Source organism: Bradyrhizobium sp. CCBAU 51745 (assembly GCF_028128715.1).
In the GTDB taxonomy this organism is placed as follows: domain Bacteria; phylum Pseudomonadota; class Alphaproteobacteria; order Rhizobiales; family Xanthobacteraceae; genus Bradyrhizobium; species Bradyrhizobium manausense.
In genome coordinates this window covers 42,109-59,814 of record NZ_LBJP01000004.1, presented here as the reverse complement: position 1 = coordinate 59,814, position 17,706 = coordinate 42,109, and the positions used below count along the sequence as shown (strand labels likewise).

At 64.3% G+C, this 17,706-nt stretch carries 15 protein-coding genes; 6 read left to right on the top strand and 9 right to left on the bottom strand.

Features of this window, described 5'->3' with window-relative positions:
- Nucleotides 1–3: 3 nt before the first annotated feature.
- Entirely contained in the window at nt 4–1,422 is a 1,419-nt protein-coding gene (locus XH98_RS05450) for a circularly permuted type 2 ATP-grasp protein (protein WP_271597008.1), read from the bottom strand.
- A gap of 277 nt (nt 1,423–1,699) precedes the next feature.
- Between XH98_RS05450 and XH98_RS05445 the strand changes: the two genes are divergently transcribed.
- The 3 genes from XH98_RS05445 (at nt 1,700) to XH98_RS05435 (ending at nt 3,724) form a co-directional block, all read left to right on the top strand.
- Entirely contained in the window at nt 1,700–2,437 is a 738-nt protein-coding gene (locus tag XH98_RS05445; RefSeq protein ID WP_220002634.1) for a competence/damage-inducible protein A, read from the top strand.
- Between the two features lie 32 nt (nt 2,438–2,469).
- Complete coding sequence (gene gpt / locus XH98_RS05440) at nt 2,470–2,997, top strand: xanthine phosphoribosyltransferase (protein WP_057740910.1); 528 nt, start codon at nt 2,470–2,472, stop codon at nt 2,995–2,997.
- A 109-nt stretch (nt 2,998–3,106) separates the two neighbouring features.
- A complete protein-coding gene (locus XH98_RS05435) occupies nt 3,107–3,724 on the top strand; it encodes a hypothetical protein (RefSeq protein WP_271618023.1) in 618 nt (205 codons plus the stop codon).
- 117 nt (nt 3,725–3,841) lie between these two features.
- Here the strand turns inward: XH98_RS05435 and XH98_RS05430 are convergent, their stop codons facing one another.
- The gene (locus XH98_RS05430; protein WP_271618022.1) at nt 3,842–4,864 is read right to left on the bottom strand and encodes a methionine synthase; all 1,023 of its coding nucleotides are present in this window, start codon (nt 4,862–4,864) and stop codon (nt 3,842–3,844) included.
- Between the two features lie 338 nt (nt 4,865–5,202).
- On the opposite strand from XH98_RS05430, the gene XH98_RS05425 reads away from it, so the two are divergent.
- Nucleotides 5,203–5,811, top strand: a complete 609-nt coding sequence (locus XH98_RS05425; RefSeq protein WP_271618021.1) for a 2-hydroxychromene-2-carboxylate isomerase — start codon at nt 5,203–5,205, stop codon at nt 5,809–5,811.
- A complete protein-coding gene (locus XH98_RS05420) occupies nt 5,811–6,788 on the top strand; it encodes an NADPH:quinone oxidoreductase family protein (protein ID WP_271618020.1) in 978 nt (325 codons plus the stop codon). The genes XH98_RS05425 and XH98_RS05420 overlap by 1 nt, the downstream gene beginning before the upstream one ends.
- 92 nt (nt 6,789–6,880) lie before the next feature.
- Here the strand turns inward: XH98_RS05420 and XH98_RS05415 are convergent, their stop codons facing one another.
- The 7 genes from XH98_RS05415 to XH98_RS05385 form a co-directional block, all read right to left on the bottom strand.
- Nucleotides 6,881–7,771 carry a crotonase/enoyl-CoA hydratase family protein gene (locus tag XH98_RS05415; RefSeq protein ID WP_271618019.1) on the bottom strand — a complete coding sequence of 297 codons (891 nt, stop codon included), beginning with the start codon at nt 7,769–7,771 and terminating at the stop codon, nt 6,881–6,883.
- 141 nt (nt 7,772–7,912) lie between these two features.
- Nucleotides 7,913–9,334, bottom strand: a complete 1,422-nt coding sequence (locus tag XH98_RS05410) for an amidase (protein ID WP_271618018.1) — start codon at nt 9,332–9,334, stop codon at nt 7,913–7,915.
- 2 nt (nt 9,335–9,336) lie between these two features.
- Complete coding sequence (locus XH98_RS05405) at nt 9,337–10,500, bottom strand: M20 aminoacylase family protein (protein ID WP_271618017.1); 1,164 nt, start codon at nt 10,498–10,500, stop codon at nt 9,337–9,339.
- Nucleotides 10,501–10,738: 238 nt separating this feature from the next.
- The gene (locus XH98_RS05400; protein ID WP_271618016.1) at nt 10,739–12,388 is read right to left on the bottom strand and encodes an ABC transporter ATP-binding protein; all 1,650 of its coding nucleotides are present in this window, start codon (nt 12,386–12,388) and stop codon (nt 10,739–10,741) included.
- Between the two features lie 153 nt (nt 12,389–12,541).
- Nucleotides 12,542–13,429 (bottom strand): ABC transporter permease, encoded by an 888-nt coding sequence (locus XH98_RS05395; protein ID WP_271618015.1) that lies wholly within the window; start codon nt 13,427–13,429, stop codon nt 12,542–12,544.
- A gap of 20 nt (nt 13,430–13,449) precedes the next feature.
- Nucleotides 13,450–14,391: an ABC transporter permease gene (locus XH98_RS05390; RefSeq protein ID WP_220002625.1), complete on the bottom strand. Its 942-nt coding sequence runs from the start codon at nt 14,389–14,391 to the stop codon at nt 13,450–13,452.
- A 234-nt stretch (nt 14,392–14,625) separates the two neighbouring features.
- A complete protein-coding gene (locus XH98_RS05385) occupies nt 14,626–15,756 on the bottom strand; it encodes a M20/M25/M40 family metallo-hydrolase (protein WP_271618014.1) in 1,131 nt (376 codons plus the stop codon).
- A gap of 282 nt (nt 15,757–16,038) precedes the next feature.
- On the opposite strand from XH98_RS05385, the gene XH98_RS05380 reads away from it, so the two are divergent.
- Nucleotides 16,039–17,649: an ABC transporter substrate-binding protein gene (locus tag XH98_RS05380; protein ID WP_271618013.1), complete on the top strand. Its 1,611-nt coding sequence runs from the start codon at nt 16,039–16,041 to the stop codon at nt 17,647–17,649.
- Nucleotides 17,650–17,706 lie beyond the last annotated feature (57 nt).

Genomic DNA, 17,706 nt, shown 5'->3' with positions numbered 1-17,706 from the left:
TCTCTACTCGTCCAGAATCCAGGTGTCTTTGGTACCGCCGCCCTGGCTCGAATTCACCACGAGCGAGCCTTCCTTCAGCGCCACACGCGTCAGCCCGCCCGGCACGATGGTCGTGCTCTTGCTGCCGGTCAGCACGAAGGGGCGAAGGTCGACATGGCGCGGGGCAAGGCCGGAGGCCGTGCAGGTCGGGCAGGTCGAGAGCGCCAGCGTCGGCTGCGCGATAAAGCCTTCCGGCTCGCGCTTCAGCTTCTCGCGGAAGGCCTCGATCGTCGCCTTGGTCGCGGCGGGGCCGATCAGCATGCCGTAGCCGCCCGAGCCGTGCACCTCCTTGACGACGATCTCGCTGAGATTGTCCAGCACATAGGCCAGATCTTTCGGCTCGCGGCAGCGCCAGGTCGGCACGTTCTTCAGGATCGGCTCCTCGCCGAGATAGAATTTCACGATGTCGGGCATGTAGGAGTAGATCGCCTTGTCGTCGGCGATGCCGGTGCCGACCGCGTTGGCGAGCGTGATGTTGCCGGCCGCGTAGGCCGACATCAATCCAGGTACGCCGAGAACGGAGTCCGGGCGGAAGGTGAGGGGGTCGATGAAATCGTCGTCGACGCGGCGATAGATGACGTCGACGCGTTTCAGCCCTTCCGTCGTTCGCATGAACACTTCGTTGTTCTTGACGACGAGGTCGCGGCCTTCGACGAGCTCGACGCCGAGCTTGTCGGCAAGGAAGGAGTGCTCGTAATAGGCGGAGTTGTAGACGCCAGGCGTGAGCAGCGCGACCGTCGGCTCGCTCGAAGCGCTGTGCGGTGCGACCGAGCGCAGCGCGGCGAGCAGCTCATCCGGATAGCGTTCGACCGGCGCCACCCTGTGGCGGGCGAACAGATCCGGAAACAGCCGCATCATGATCTCGCGGTTTTCCAGCATGTAGGACACGCCCGAGGGTGTGCGCGCATTGTCCTCAAGCACGATGAAGTCTTCGGCGTCGACCCGGACGATGTCGATGCCGGCGATGTGCACGTAGACGTCGTGCGGCACCTGCTGGCCGTTCATCTCCGGACGGAAGACCGGATTCTGGAAGATCAGATCCTCGGGCACGACCTCGGCGCGAAGGATGTCGCGGCCGTGATAGATGTCGCGCAGGAACATGTTCAGCGCTTTGACGCGCTGCTTCAGTCCCTTTTCCAGCACCGTCCATTCCCTGCCGGACATGATGCGGGGGATCACGTCGAACGGGATCAGGCGCTCGGTGGATTCGGAGTCCCCGTAGACCGCGAAGGTGATGCCGATCCGGCGGAACAGGAGCTCGGCCTCCTGGCGGCGATATTCGAGCGCCTCGGGAGGCGTCTCCTTGAGCCAGCGCGCCAGCTCCTGATAGGCGGGGCGAAGGTCCCCGCCGGGAATATTCATTTCATCAAACGCGACTGCCATAGATCCCGACTTGTCTCCGCAAGGCGTTGCGCCATGTGGCAGGTCGTCTGGCCTTGGTGAAGACCGCAACGTCCTGGCCATGCGGCAAGAGTGCATGACTTTCATGTGGTAGCAAGGGGCGGGCCAGCGCGATAAGCATTGAGAGAGGGCATTTGCCGGGGCTAGTCGGCGGCCTGCCTGAAAAAATGGCTGAGGACTGCTTATTTCGGCAGCAAAAGCGCGTGACTTCAACGCGTTACCCCGGCAAATTCGGGACTACAGGTGAGGGACTTAAGGCATGAGCGAGATCGTCACGGCGGGCATTCTGGTCATCGGGGATGAAATCCTGTCCGGCCGAACCAAGGACAAGAATATCGGCTTCATCGCCGAATACCTGACCAATATCGGCATCGACCTGAAGGAAGTGCGGATCGTCTCCGACGACGAGGACGACATCATCGCAGCTCTGAATGCACTGCGGCATCGCTACACTTATGTCTTCACCACCGGCGGCATCGGGCCGACCCACGACGACATCACCGCCGACAGCGTCGCCAAGGCGTTCGGTGTCGGCATTGACCACCACCCCGAAGTGGTCGCCCGTTTCAGGGAGCGCTGGAGCGAGCAGGACCTCAACGAAGCCCGGCTGCGCATGGCCCGCATCCCCGACGGCGCCGAGCTGATCCAGAGCGCGACCATCCTCGCGCCCGGCTTCAAGATCGGCAATGTCATCGTCATGGCCGGCGTGCCCTCGATCATGCAGGCGATGATGGACATCGTCTCACCCAAATTAAAATCCGGTGTCCGCATGCTGTCCGAATCGGTCCGCGCCAACGCGCGGGAGGGCGATATCGGCAGCCCCTTAAGGGCCATCGCCGCCGCCCACCCCGACACCATCATCGGCAGCTATCCCTTCATGGACGAAGAGCAGAAGCCCAACACCAATCTGGTGGTGCGTTCGCGCGATGCGGATAAGCTCGCCGCAGCGATGGCGGCGGTGAAGGAAATGCTGGCGGGATTGAACGTGACCCGGTAGCAAATGCCGGCAGACGAAAGCAGGAGACGACGATGGCTGGTGAAGCACCGGAACTGAGCGCGCAGGAGCGGGCAGGCAGGCCCTTTCCGGTGTCGTGGGACCAGTTCCACCGGGATTGCCGGGCACTGACCTGGCGGCTCAACGAGGTCGGGCCGTTCCACGCGGTGATCGCGATCACCCGCGGTGGCCTGGTGCCGGCGGCGATCGTGGCGCGCGAGCTAGGCGTGCGCGTGATCGATACGGTCTGCATCGCCAGCTACGACCATGACAAGCAGGGCGATCTCCAGGTCCTCAAGGGCATTTCCGAACAGGCGATGAAGCTCGGCGGCGGCACCGGCAAGGGGCTGTTGATTGTCGATGACCTCGTCGACACCGGCAAGACCGGCAAGCTCGTGCGCGAAATGCTGCCGGATGCGCATTTTGCCACCGTCTACGCCAAGCCGAAGGGCCGTCCGCTGGTCGACACCTTCATCACGGAAGTCTCGCAGGACACCTGGATCTTCTTCCCCTGGGACACCGCGCTGTCCTATCACCCCCCGCTTCGCGACGGTGCGGCGTAGGGTCTCGAGTCTTGCCGGGGCGATGCGAAGCATCGAACCCGGAATCTCGAGATGCCGGGTCTGGTCCTTGCGGGCCATCCCGGAATGACGGCAGCAGAGTAGGCCGCCCATGCCCCTGCAAAACCGCGTCACGCCGACCGGCGACATCATCGCAACGCCACACCGCGGAATGTTCACCGGCAATCGCGGCATCATCCATGATCCCGCGACCAAGATGCTTTTGAAGAAGCGCTGGTCGTCGCCGGCCTGGCTCACCTGCACCTGCGAATTCCGCGGCCGCCGCCGCGAGGTGATGGCGCAGCGAAGCTGGACCGAGCTGTTCTTTCTCGACGAGGCTACCGCGCTCGCCGCCGGGCATCGCCCCTGCTTCTATTGCCGCCGCGACGATGCCAATCGCTTCCGCGCCGCATGGGAGAAGGGCAACCGTGTGCACGATGTCCGCATGCACGACATCGACGCCGTGCTGCACCACGAGCGGCTCGATCACGGCAGCAAGCGGCTGCACGCCCTGCTGGTGCCGCTCGACCAATTGCCCGAGGGCGCGATGGTTCAGCAAAGCGAGGCCAGCTATCTCGTCACGCAGGGCAGGGCGCTAAAGTGGTCGCCGGCGGGATACTCTGCGGCGGAGCACTTCGCCGACGACGCAATGCTGCTCACGCCGCCGTCGACACTCCGCACGCTGCACGCCGGCTATCGGCCGGTGCTGCACCCCTCAGCGCAGGCCTAAAGCGCGATGAGATTGGGTTGAATCGTCATCGCGCTTTAGCTCTTTGTTTGAGCATGATCTTTTCGGAAAACCGCTTCACACTTTTCCGGATCATGCTCTAGCGTCGAATCCTCGTCATCACCCCAGCTTCTCGCGCGCCAGCGCCGCGCCGGCGCCGAGCGCCATCAGCTTGGCTTCGGCGATCTCGCGCCGCATCGGCGCCATGCCGCAATTGGTGGTGGCGATGATGTTGCTCTTGGGCACGAATTTCGAGACAGCGTCGATCACCTGCACGACGTCCTCGGCGGTCTCCACCATATCGCTGGCGACGTCGATCACGCCGGCCTGCACGATCTTGTTCTTCAGGAGCGCCAGCAGATCGAGCGGCACTTTGGAATTGCGGCATTCGATTGCGACTTGCTGGATCGGGCTGGCGTCGATCGCCGGAAAGATCTGCTCATACTGCCGCCACTGGCTGCCCAGCGTCTGCTTCCAGTCGGTGTTGGCCTTGATGCCGTAGCCGTAGCAGATGTGCACGGCGGTGGTGCAGGTGAGTCCTTGCGCGGCGCGCTCCAGCGCCTTGATCCCCCAATCGTTGACCTCGTCCATGTAGACGTTGAAAGCCGGCTCGTCGAACTGCACGAGATCGACGCCGTCGGCGGCAAGCGCCTTGGCCTCCTCGTTCAAGAGCTCGGCAAAAGCGAAGGCCATCTTGACGCGGTCGCCATAGTAACGGTCCGCGATGGTATCGATGATCGTCATTGGACCGGGCAGGGTGAATTTCAGCTTCTTCTGGGTGTGCGTCCGCGCCACGCGCGCCTCGAAGTCGTGCACCCGCCCCTTGAGCCGCAGCGGCGCGACCACCTGCGGCACCATCGCCTTGTAGCGATCCTTGCGGATGCCCATCTCGACCTTGTGGGCGAAGTCGATGCCTTCGATCTTCTCCAGGAAGCCGTGCACGAAATGCTGCCGGGCCTGCTCGCCCTCGGTGACGATGTCGATGCCGGCGTCCTCCTGGACCTTGAGCCAGATCAGCGTCGCATCGCGCTTGGCACGTAGCAGCTCGTCGCCTCCAGATTTCCAGGGCGCCCAGAGCATGTTGGGCTCGGCGAGCCATTCCGGCTTCGGCAAGGAGCCGGCGATCGTGGTTGGAAACAGCATGGCGGCCCTCCCGGCGGGTTGTGTTGCGCCCCTTCCTGCCATGTCTTAACGTCGAGGTACAGAACAACAAAAGTCGTCCCACTATTCCGGCGATCTCGCCCAATAACCGCATTCCAGCGATCAGCGAGGAATCACGCAAGATCATGTTCGGCCAGAGGGCTAGGGACGTGGTGGGAAGGAAGTAGGACATCTCCGCTCGTCATTCCGGGGCGCGACGAAGTCGCGAACCCGGAATCCATCGGGCCGCGGTGAATGCTGCGAAATGGATTCCGGGCCTGCGCCTTGCGGCGCATCCCGGAATGACGAAATCAAAACAAGCAGAACACCAAGGAAACGCCATGATCGAATTCTTCTTCGACTGTTCCAGCCCCTGGACCTATCTCGCCTTCCATAACATCCAGCCGCTTGCGAAGGAGCTCGGGGCCGAGATCACCTGGCGGCCGATCCTGGTCGGCGGCATCTTCAACACGGTCAACCCCAGCGTCTACGCGCAGCGGGAGAAGCCGGTGCCGCTGAAGGCGCGCTACATGAAGAAGGATCTCGCCGACTGGGCGCGCTCGGCGGGGCTCTCGATCAAGATGCCGCCGACGGTGTTCCCGGTAAACAGTGTGAAGGCGATGCGGGGATGCATCTGGCTCGGAAAAGACATGGTGCCGTTCGCGACATCAGTGTTCGAGGCCTATTGGGGCAGCGACAAGGACATCTCGCAGGACGCGGTGCTCGCCGAGATCTGCAGGAAAGTCGGCGTCGACGAGCAGAAGTTCTTCGCGGGGATTTCGGAGCAGGGGATCAAGGATCAGCTCAAGGCCAACACCGAGGAGGTCGTCGCCCGCGGCGGGTTCGGCTCGCCAACCATTTTTGTCAACAAGACCGACATGTACTTCGGCAACGACCGCCTGCCGCTGATCCGGGAGGCGCTACTGCGCAGCAAGGCGAGCGCGGCCTGATGGTGCGCGCTGTCGTCTGCCGCACGCTCGGCGCGCCCGAAACGTTGCGGCTGGAAGAGTTTCCATCGCGCGCCCTGAAGCCGGGCGAGGTGCGCATCGCGATCCGCGCTGCGGGGCTGAACTTTCCTGATGTGCTGATGACCGCGGGCGAGTATCAGCTCAAGCCCGAGCTGCCGTTCACGCCCGGCGTGGAAGCTGCCGGCGATGTGACCGAGGTCGGCGCCGAGGCGAGGGGCGTCTCCATCGGCGACAAGGTTATCGTGAAGATGCGTTACGGTGCTTTCACGGACGAAGCGGTGGTGACCCGTTCGCAACTTACGCCAATGCCGTCGACGTTCGACTACGCGGAAGCCGCGACCTATCTCGCCGGCCATGGCACCGCCTATCACGCGCTGATCGACCGCGGCCGGGTCGAGCGGGGCGAGGTGCTGCTGGTGCATGGCGCCGGCGGCGGCGTCGGCCTTGCCGCCGTCGAGATCGGCAAGATGCTGGGCGCAACCGTGATCGCGACGGCCGCCAGCGACGAGAAGCTTGCGATTGCGAAATCGCGCGGCGCCGATCATCTCGTCCGCTACGACTGCGAGCCGTTTCGCGATGCCGTCAAGCGCATCACCGACGGCCGCGGTGCCGATGTCGTGTTCGATCCCGTCGGCGGTCAGGTCTTTGAAGACTCGATGCGCTGCATTGCCTGGGGCGCACGGCTCCTGGTGATCGGCTTCACCGGCGGCATCGGTTCGGCCAGGACCAATCTCCTGCTGATCAAGGGCGCCAGCGTGCTCGGCGTCCGCGCGGGTGAAGCCGTGCGGAAAAACCCGGAGCTTGGCGAGATCAGGCTGAAGGCGCTGCTGCAATGGGCGGAGGAGGGCAAGCTGCGCCCCAACATCTCGCATCGCCTGCCGCTGGAGGATTGCGCCAAGGCGATGCGGCTGTTGCTCGACCGCAAGGCGATCGGGCGGGTGGCGCTGGTGATGCAGTGACTTTCACCACAGTCATTCCGGGGCGCCCGAAGGGCGAACCCGGAATCTCGAGATTCCGGGTTCTCGCTTCGCGAGCCCCGGAATGACGGAACCTATTTGTACTCCCGCTCCGTCCACCACGGGAAATAATCCGGCATGTCGCTCGACACCTTGTTCTTGAACTGCGCCGGCCGCTTCTCCAGGAACGACACCACGCCTTCCTTCACATCCTCCGAGCGGCCGCGGGTGTAGATGCCGCGGCTGTCGATCTTGTGCGCTTCCATGGGATCGTCCGCACCCATCATGCGCCACATCATCTGGCGGATCAGCGCGACCGACACCGGCGCGGTCTTGGCGCAAAATTCCTTGGCGAGCGCGCGGGCGGTCGGCAGGAGATCGTCGGGCGCCACGACCTTGCTGACGAGGCGACCGGCGAGGGCCTCCTGCGCCGGGAAGACGCGGCCCGAATAGCACCATTCCAGCGCCTGCGAGATGCCGACGATGCGCGGCAGGAACCAGCTCGAGGCCGCCTCCGGCACAATGCCGCGCTGCGAGAACACGAAGCCGAAGCGCGCGGCCTCGGAGGCGATGCGGATGTCCATCGCGAGCTGCATGGTGACGCCAATGCCGACCGCGGGACCGTTCACCGCGGCGATCACGGGCTTGAGGCACTTGAAGATGCGCAACGTCACCTGGCCGCCGCCGTCGCGCACCTGTGGGTCGCTGTAATCGACCCTACCATCCGCGAAACGCTTCACCGGTCCGCGCCGCGCGTCGCGATCGAAGGTATCGGCGCCCGACGACAGATCTGCACCTGCGCAAAAGCCGCGACCGGCGCCTGTGACGATGATGGCACGGACATTGTCGTCCTTGTCGGCGGCGTCGAACGCGTCGATCAGCTCGGCCTGCATCTGCGCGTTGAAGGCGTTGAGCTTGTCGGGCCGGTTCAGCGTGATGGTGAGAATCTGCTCGGCGACCTCGTATTTGATCGTCTGATACGCCATCGATGGTTTCCTTCCCACATTTCTTCTCTTGATATTTAGCACGTCATTCCGGGACGATGCGAAGCATCGAACCCGGAATCCAGAGATGAGGCGCGAGATTCCGGGTTCGCGCTAACGCGCGCCCCGGAATGACGAGAACGACTACTTCGCCGGCGGCCTCGGCCACGGCCTCTGCGCGCCGCGCAGGCCTTCGAACGCCTTGGCCAGGCCGAGCACGCCGATATCGTCGAAGCGGCGGCCGACGATCTGCACGCCGATGGGAAAGCCCGCGTCATCGAAGCCGCCATTGATGGTGACGGCCGGGTTCTCCGACATATTCCACGTCACGGTATAGGCGATGTGTTCGAACGGCCGCATCGGATCGTTGGTGGGCGAGGCCCAGTCAGCCGGGTAGTTCACGTTAGGCGCCGTCGGCGAAATCACATAGTCGAGCTCGCAGAACAATTTCGAGGCCGCCGCGCGGATCGCCATGGTCTGGTTGAAGCCTCTGATAACATCGACGCCCGATAGCTTTGCGCCTGAAGCGCCCCATTTGAAAATGTAGGGCAGCACCTTTGCCTGGTCGGCCGGCGTCAGTTTCGACAGATCGTCCCACATCCGCGCGCGCCAGAAATTGTCGAGACCGTCGAGCATATCGCGCGTGAGGATGCCATCGACTTCGGTGACGACGCTGCCTGCGGATTCGAACGCCTTTGCGGCCTTCACCGCGACCTCGCGGACGGCCCTTTCCGCCGGCAGGCCGACACCGGCATCGAGCATCAGGCCGATGCGCAATTTGCGCGGCGACTTCTCAAGTCCCTTCCAGTTCAGCGGCTCCGCCGGCAGGCTCATGCCGTCGCGCCGATCGGGCTTGGCGATCACGCTCATCATCAGCGCGCAGTCATCGACCGTGCGGGTCATCGGGCCGGCGACGCGGCCGACATAGGGCGGATCGATCGGCACGCGGCCAAAGCTCGGCTTCAACCCGACAAGGCCACACCAGCCCGCTGGTAACCGCACCGAGCCGCCGATATCCGTGCCGAGATGCAGGGGGCCATAGCCCGCTGCGGCAGCCGCGCCTGCGCCCGCGCTGGAGCCGCCCGGATTCTTGGAGAGGTCCCAGGGATTGCGCGCCAGCGCATGGAACGAAGAGAGCCCCGAAGACAGCATGCCGTAATCGGGCATGGTGGTCTTGGCGAAGATGATGCTGCCTGCCTCACGCAAGCGCGCGGCGGGCGGCGCGTCCTTCTCGGCCGGCACCAGCTTGACGCTCGCAGCGCCCAGCGGCACCGGCACGCCCTTGGTCGCGATGTTGTCCTTGATCGTGACAGGCACGCCGTCGAGCGGGCCTGACGGCTCGCCTCCGGTCCAGCGCGCGGTCGAGGCTTTTGCGGCCTCGCGCGCGCTGTCAGGATCGAATGCATAGAGCGCCTTCAGATGCGGCTCCCACGCAGCGACATGCGCGAGCAGATCCTCCAGCACCTCGCTTGGCGAGAATTGTTTTGCCCGATAGCCCGCGATCAGATCGACCGCGGAGAGATCGTGCAGCGAGGTGATCGCATCCTCAGCACTCTTCTTCTGCATTGCTAACCCACCGGCATGCGCGTTTCGACGATCCGGGCGAACATGCTGGCGCCGATCGGCAGGATCTTGTCGTCGAGCACGAAGCCGGGATTGTGCACGGGCACGGAGCCGTCATGGCCGACCCAGAAATAGGCGCCGGGAATGGTCTCCAGCATGTCGGCAAAATCCTCGCTGCCCATCTTCGGCTGGCTGCGGGTGATCACCTTGGCGGGGTCGACCACGGTGCGCGCGACCTCCTCGACCACCTTGGACTGCTCGACCTGGTTGACCAGCACGTTGAAGGTATCGCGGATGTCGACATCGATCACGCAATTATAGGCGCTCGCGATGCCGGCGCAGATGGTGCGGATGCGTTCGCTGACGAGAGTGCGGACTTCCTTCGAGAAGGTGCGGATGGTGCCGCACAGATGCGCATCGCCGGGAATGACGTTGTAGGCGGAGCCGGCATGGATCTGGGTGATCGACACGACGGCGGCCTCGAGTGGCTCGACGTTGCGGCTGACGATGGTCTGGATCGCCTGCGCCAGCGTGGTCGCGATCACGACCGCGTCCTTGGAGCGCTCGGGCATCGCGCCGTGCGCGCCATAGCCGGTGATGCGGAGGTCGAAGAAGTCGGCGGCGGCCATGGCCGGGCCGGGCAGGATCGCGATCTCGCCGTGGTTGAGGTCGGGCGCGTTGTGCAGGCCGTAGAGCTCGTCGCACGGAAACTTCTCGAACAGGCCGTCCTTGATCATGGCGCGGGCGCCGCCGAGGCCTTCCTCGGCCGGCTGGAAGATCAGGTGCACGGTGCCGTCGAAGTTCCGTGTCTCGGCGAGATAGCGCGCGGTGCCGAGCAGCATGGTGGTGTGGCCGTCATGGCCGCAGCCGTGGAAACGGCCGGGGATTTTCGAGCTCCATTTCAGATTGGTGTTCTCTTCCATCGGCAGCGCGTCCATGTCGGCGCGCAGGCCAATGCGTCTGCTGCCCGAACCCTTGCCCTTGATGATTCCGATCACGCCGGTGCCGCCGAGACCGCGATGCACCTCGATGCCCCAGCTTGCCAGCTTGTCGGCGACGATGCCGGACGTACGCACCTCCTCGAAGCCGATCTCGGGATGGGCGTGGAGGTCGCGCCTGATAGCGGTAAGTTCGTCGGCGTAGCCGTCGATACGTTCAATCGTGGGCATGTGGTCCTTTTCCGTCAGCGAGTGGAAGCGCGCGACGTTAGCTCCGCCTTCGCGGCAAGGGCAAGCAACGAGACAATCGCGCCACGCATGGGCTCAAGCTGTTTTGGGAATGCTGCGCCCCGTCATTCCGGGCGCGCCACTCGGCGCGAGCCCGGAATCCATTGTACGACAGAGTCGACGGCCCGATGGTTTCCGGGCTCATCGCTTCGCGATGCCCCGGAATGACGGCGGAGGGAGTTTAGACCGTCGCCCCCACGCCCTCCGACACCGGCCGGAAATTCGCAAAATCCCAGTGGCGACCCGGCGCGGCATCCAGCAGCGCCCTGGTGTAGGCCTCCTGCGGATGCGTCAGAACCTCTGCGGCAGGGCCCTGTTCGACCACGCGGCCATGCTGCATCACCACGACCTCGTCGCAGATCTGCGCGGCAACGCGCAAATCATGGGTGATGAACAGGATGGCGATGCCGAGCCGCGTCTGGATCTCGTCGAGCAGGTCCAGCACCTGGGCCTGCACCGAGACGTCGAGCGCGGAGACCGCTTCATCCGCGACCAGCACGTCAGGGTCGAGGGCAAGCGCGCGCGCAATCGCGATGCGCTGGCGCTGGCCACCGGAGAATTGGTGCGGATAGCGCGAGACGGCGTCGGCCGGGAGGCCGACCAGCTCGAGCAGCTCGCGGGCACGCTTCATGGCGTTTGCATGCGAGACGCCGTAATTGATCGGGCCTTCCGCGATGCTCTCGCCGACGCTGACGCGTGGATTGAGCGAGCGATAAGGATCCTGGAACACGATCTGGATCTTCTGCCGGTGCGGCTGCAGCAGCCGGCGCGAGATGTCGGAGATCTCGCGGCCGGCGAGGCGCACGCCGCCCGAGGTCGGGTCGATCAGGCGGACGATGCAGCGCGCCACCGTCGACTTGCCCGAGCCGCTCTCGCCGACGATGCCGAGGGTGCGACCCTTGCGCAGCGTCAGCGTCACCTTGTCGGCGGCGACGACCTCGCGGCCTTTGCCGAAGAAGGCGCGCTCCTTGTAGACCTTGCTGAGGTCGTTGGCCTCGAGCACGACCGGCTCGCTTCTGTCCTCGCGCGGCGGCCGTGGCACCAGGCTCGGCACGGAGGCGAGCAAATTGCGGGTGTATTCCATCGTAGGATTGCGCAGCACGGTGTCGAGCGGGCCGGTCTCGACCAGGCGCCCCTGCCGCATCACCGCGACGCGGTCGGCGATTTCGGCGACCACGCCCATGTCATGGGTGATGAACAGCACCGCCGTGCCGTGATCGCGCTGCAGCTCGCGGATCAGCGACAGGATCTGCTTCTGCGTGGTGACGTCGAGCGCGGTGGTCGGCTCGTCCGCAATCAGCAGCTTCGGTTCCAGCACCAGCGCCATCGCGATCATGATGCGCTGGCGCTGGCCGCCGGAGAGCCGGTGCGGGTAGGAGGCGAAGATGCGCTCGACCTGGGGCAAATGGACCTGCTCCATCATGTCGAGGATGCGCTTCTTCCGTGCCTTGGCGTCGAGCCTGGTGTGGGCGCGCAGCACCTCGTCGATCTGGCGGCCGACCGGGACGACAGGATTGAGCGCGGTCATCGGCTCCTGGAAAATCATCGCCATCTTGGTGGCACGCAGCTGACGCAGGCGGCGATCGGTCGCGGTGAGGATTTCCTCGCCGACGAGCTTCACGCTGCCGCCTGATGGAACCAGCGTGCCCTTCGGCAGCAGGCCCATTGTGGTGAGCGAGGTCACCGACTTGCCCGAGCCGCTCTCGCCGACGAGGCACAGCGTCTCGCCCTCGTGGACCTTTATCGAGATGCCGTCGATGATCTTCGGCCCGCCCGGCTTCTTGCCAACGGAGACGATGAGATTGTTGATGTCGAGGATGGTGTTGGTCACGTCATTTCTCTCCGCCGTCATTCCGGGGCGCGCGTAGCGCGAACTACGGTGCGCAATTGCGCACCTGAGAATCCATCGGGCCGCAACTCAAGAGGTGAAATGGATTCCGGGTTCGCGCCAAGGGCGCGCCCCGGAATGACGGTGCTATTCCCATCACTTCCCCTCCCGCTGCTTCATGCGGGGATCGAGGGCGTCGCGGGCGGCGTCGCCGATCAAATTGATGCTGAGGATGGCGATCGAGAGCAAAAGGCCCGGCCAGAAGATCAGCGTCGGCTTGAGCTGAAAGTACTGCCGGCCCTCGGCCATGATGTTGCCCCAGGTCGGCGTCTCCGGCGAGATGCCGGCGCCGAGGAAAGAGAGGATGGCCTCGGTGAGGATGGCGGAGGCGCAGACATAGGTGCCCTGGACGATCAGCGGCGCGATCGTGTTCGGCATCAGATGCCGCCACATGATTTTCGGCAAGGACGAGCCGACCGAGATCGCGGCCTCCACATAGGGCTCCTCGCGCGCGGACAGCACGACCGAGCGCACCAGGCGTGCGACGCGCGGGATCTCGGGGATGGTGATCGCGACCAGCACCGTCCAGATGCTCGCGCCCGACAGCGAGACCACGGCGATCGCGAGCAGGATGCTCGGCATCGCCATCAAGCCGTCCATGACGCGCATCATTACGGAATCGACCAGCTTGAAGAAGCCGGAGACGAGACCGATCGCGAGCCCGATGGCGATCGAGAGGATCGCCGAGCCGATCCCGATCAGGAGCGAGATGCGGCCGCCATAGATGACGCGCGACAGCAGGTCACGGCCATAGGCATCGGTGCCGAGCAGGAATTGCGCCGACGCCGGCTTGAGGCGCAGCGAGGGCGCAAGCTGGATCGGATCATGCGGCGCGATCAGCGGCGCCAGGATCGAGATCAGCACGATCAGCGCAAGGCAGATCGTGGCCGTCGCGATGATCGGCGTCGAGGTGAGGAATCCGAAGCGCGGCCGCAGCGGCGACGTGATCGGAATCGAGGACTGGGGAAGGCTATCGACCGTCATCGTTGTTCTTGTCCTTAGCCTTAGTAGCGGATGCGAGGATCGAGCAGCGTGTAGGCGACGTCGATCAGCAGATTGACGACGACGTAGATCAGCGAGGTCAGCAGGATCATCGCCTGGATCACCGGATAGTCGCGCGCCAGCACCGCATCGACGGTGAGGCGGCCGATGCCGGGAATGTTGAACACGCTCTCGGTGACGACGACGCCGGAGATCAGCAGAGCAAAGCCGGTGCCGATCACGGTGATCACGGGCACGGCGGCGTTGCGCAACGCGTGCCGCAGCATCACCGCGACCTCGTTGATGCCCTTGGCGCGCGCCGTGCGCACATAGTCTTCGCCCAGCACATCGAGCATGGCCGCGCGCGTCATGCGCGCGATCAGCGCGATGTAGATGAAGGAGAGCGCGCAGGTCGGCAGGATGATGCGCTCGAAGAACGGCCCGAAGCCTGCGCTGATGCTCTTGAAGCCCTGCACCGGCACCCAGCGCAGGTCGATCGCGAAGACCTCGATCAGGAGATAGCCGACCACGAACACCGGCACCGAGAAGCCGAGCACCGACAGACCCATCACGAAGCGGTCGATCCAGGTGCCGTGCTTCCAGGCTGCGATGACGCCGAGCGGCACTGCGACGATGACGGCGAGGATGATGGTCGACAGCGCGATCGAGATCGACGGCTCGACGCGCTGGCCGATCATCTTCATCACCGGCAGGTTGGAGATCAGCGAGGTGCCGAGATCGCCATGCAGCAGCTTGTTCACCCAGGTGATGAACTGCACGATCAGGGGCTCGTTGAGGCCGAGCGAGGTGCGGATGCGCTCCAGCCGCTCCGGCGTCGCATTGTCGCCGGCGAGGATCGCGGCGGGATCGCCGGGCGTCAGCCGCAGCAGCAGGAACACGAAAAGCGCGACGACGCCCATCACGGGCACGGCGGCGAAGATTCGGCGAAGGAGATATCCGAGCAAGTTGGATCCGTCAGATGAGAGTCAAATCGTCGGCAACGGTCATGGCCCGTTCTGCCATCAGCCTAACATTTCAGCAATTCCCGTGCCATCTGGGCCACAGATTTCGCAGTGCGGCCAGTCTTCGTAGGGTGGGCAAAGCGAAGCGTGCCCACGACCTTTTTCGATCGGAGGCAGATGGTGGGCACGGCGCAAGCGCGCCTTTGCCCACCCTACAGAACTGTGATCGCAGTGCGATTACTCCAGCGTCGCCAGCAGTCCCGCCATCAACCGGCCGCGATCAACCAGGCTCTCGACCTCGATATACTCCTCCAGCGTGTGGGCATTGCCGCCGCGCACGCCAAGCCCGTCGAGCGTCGGAATGCCCATCGCGCCGGTGGAGTTACCATCGGATCCGCCGCCGGAACTCGCATGGGGTAGCTCCGCGCCGAGAGATTTGGCGATGCCGCGCGCCTTTTCATACAGCGCCAGGGTGCCGGCATCCGGCTCCCACACCGGCCGCGTCACGCCGCGCGTCACCTTGAAGGTGACGTCATTGGTGGTGCCCGACAGCGCCAGCATGCGTTCGACGCCGCGGTCGAGATCGGCCTGGCGCTTGGCCATCGACAGCGCTTCGCCGGTGGCGGTCGTAGCAACGCAATTGACCCATTGCCCGCCATGCACGATGCCGACCGAGAAAGTGCAGTCCTCGGTCGTCATCGCGTCGATCGCAAGAATCTGCCGCGCCATCTCGCGGATGGCGGAACGTCCGGCCGACAAGGTCGCGCCGGCATGGCTCGGCCGTCCGGTCGCTTCCAGATTGAAGCGCGCGATGGCGTAACGTCCGGTGGTGACGCCGTTGTCGGCGTGGCCGGGCTCGGGCACCAGCACATATTTGTTGCGCGCGGCTTCCGCCTCGATGAGGTCGCGCGTCGAGGGTGTGCCGACTTCCTCGTCCGGCGTGAACAGGATGGTGATCGGCAGCGGCGTGGTGAACGACGCGCGCGCCAGCTGCCGGATCGCTTCCAGCGACAGGTAGTTGCCGCCCTTCATGTCGAAGATGCCGGGGCCGTAGCAGCGGTTGCCCTCGCGCCGCCACTTCAACTTCTCGATGGTGCCGACCGGGTGGACCGTATCCATGTGTCCGGCGATCAGGATGCCCGGCTCGCCCTGCCTCGGATGGGGAAAACGCGCGCGAACGGCGCCGCCGAAGCCCTGACGGCCGGCGATGCGTTCGATGGTCGCACCCATGATCGCCATGTCCCGCGCCGCGATATCGAGCATGCGGTTCACCGCGCTCGCATCCCAGGTCGGGCTCTCGCATTCCACCCAGGTGCGCAGGCCCTCGAGCATGGCCTCGGAATCGAAGGGAAGATTGGCTGGATTCATCTTGATGTCTCTCAGGCTTCGAAAGATGGAACGCGCATTGCAAGGTGCAGGCGAGACGAGCAGGCAGGACTGGCGGAGTTGAGTTGTAGAGCCAATTCGGTCTTTGTGGAGCCCGCACCTGCGCCGCAAGGGCCTGCACCGAAACCGGATTGACGCGCTCAAGACTGTCTGCAAGTCTCGAAAAGACAAAGGCATTGCATGAGGTTAGTTCGCCTAAAGAACGCACCGAATGCTCAACCAATAATCCGCCTTTGAACAGTTTCACGTCAGGAGAAACTTTATATGTTCCACTTGATGCGCATGGGGCGTCGCGCGTTCGCCTCCAAGCTTGCGCTGTCGGTCCTCGCGCTTTCGACCGCACTGGCCTCGCCTGTGCTTGCGGCCGGCAAGACCATCACCGCCGTGATGCATTCGGATCTGCGCATCACCGATCCGATCTTCACCACCGCCTACATCGTGCGCGACCATGGCTACATGGTTTACGACACGCTGATCACGACGGATGCGAACTTCAAGATCCAGCCGCAGATGGCGGACTGGAAGATCTCCGACGACAAGCTCACTTACACGTTCACGCTGCGCGACGGCCTGAAGTGGCATGACGGCACGCCGGTGACGGCGGAAGACTGCGTCGCCTCGCTGAAGCGCTGGGCCGCCGTCGACGGCATGGGCCAGAAGCTGATGGATTTCACCGCCAGCATCGAGGCGACCGATGCCAAGACCATCACGCTGAAGCTGAAGGAGCCCTACGGTCTCGTTCTCGAGTCGATCGGCAAGCCGTCCTCGCGCGTGCCCTTCATGATGCCGAAGCGGCTCGCCGAGACGCCTCCGGACAAGCAGATCCCCGAGCAGATCGGCTCCGGCCCGTTCAAATTCGTGCAGGGCGAATTCCAGCCCGGAGTAAAGGCCGTCTACGAGAAGAATCCGGATTACGTGCCGCGCAAGGAGCCGGCGAGCTGGACCGCTGGCGGCAAGGTGGTGAAGGTCGACCGGGTCGAATGGATCACCATGCCGGACCCGCAGACCGCGGTGAACGCGCTGCAATCGGGCGACATCGATTTCATGGAAGTGCCGCCGTGGGATCTCTTGCCGGTGCTTGAAGGCAATCCCGACCTCAAGGTCGAGACGTTGAACAAGTTCGGCTACCAGACGCTCGGCCGCATGAACTTCCTCTATCCGCCCTTCGACAATCCGAAGATCCGCCGCGCCGCGCTGCTGGCGATGAACCAGAAGGACGTGCTCGACGCGCTTGTCGGCAATCCCAAATATTACAAGATCTGCGGCGCCTTCTTCATCTGCGACACGCCGTTCGCGACCGAAATCGGCTCGGAATCGCTGGTCAAGGGCAACGGCATGGCGGAAGCCAAGAAGCTGCTCGCCGAATCCGGCTATGACGGCACACCCGTCGTCGTCATGGTGCCCGGCGACGTCGTGACGCTGAAGGCGCAGCCGACGGTCGCGGTGCAGCTGCTCCGCGAAGCCGGCTTCAAGGTCGATGCGCAGGCGACCGACTGGCAGACGGTGGTGAGCCGCAGAGCCAGCCAGAAGCCCCCGAAGGAGGGGGGCTGGAACATGTTCTTCACCAACTGGGTCAGCGCCGACGTGTCCAACCCGATCGCCAATCTCTCGATCGGCGGCCAGGGCAAGAAGGGCGGCTGGTTCGGTTGGGCGGAGGACGCCAAGATCGAGCAGCTCAAAAACGACTTCGTCCACGCTGCCTTGCTCGACGATCAGAAGAAGATCGCGACCGAGATCCAGAAGGAAGCCTATGACCAGGTGATCTACATTCCGCTCGGCCAGTATCTGGCGCCGAGCGCCTGGCGGAAGTCGCTGTCCGGCGTGCTCGATGGTCCGGCAACGCCGGTGTTCTGGAACATCGACAAGTCGGAGTAACGTAGGCAAGGGATGAGGCGCGTCCTGCACCTTCATCCCATCAACACGCGGCGCCGC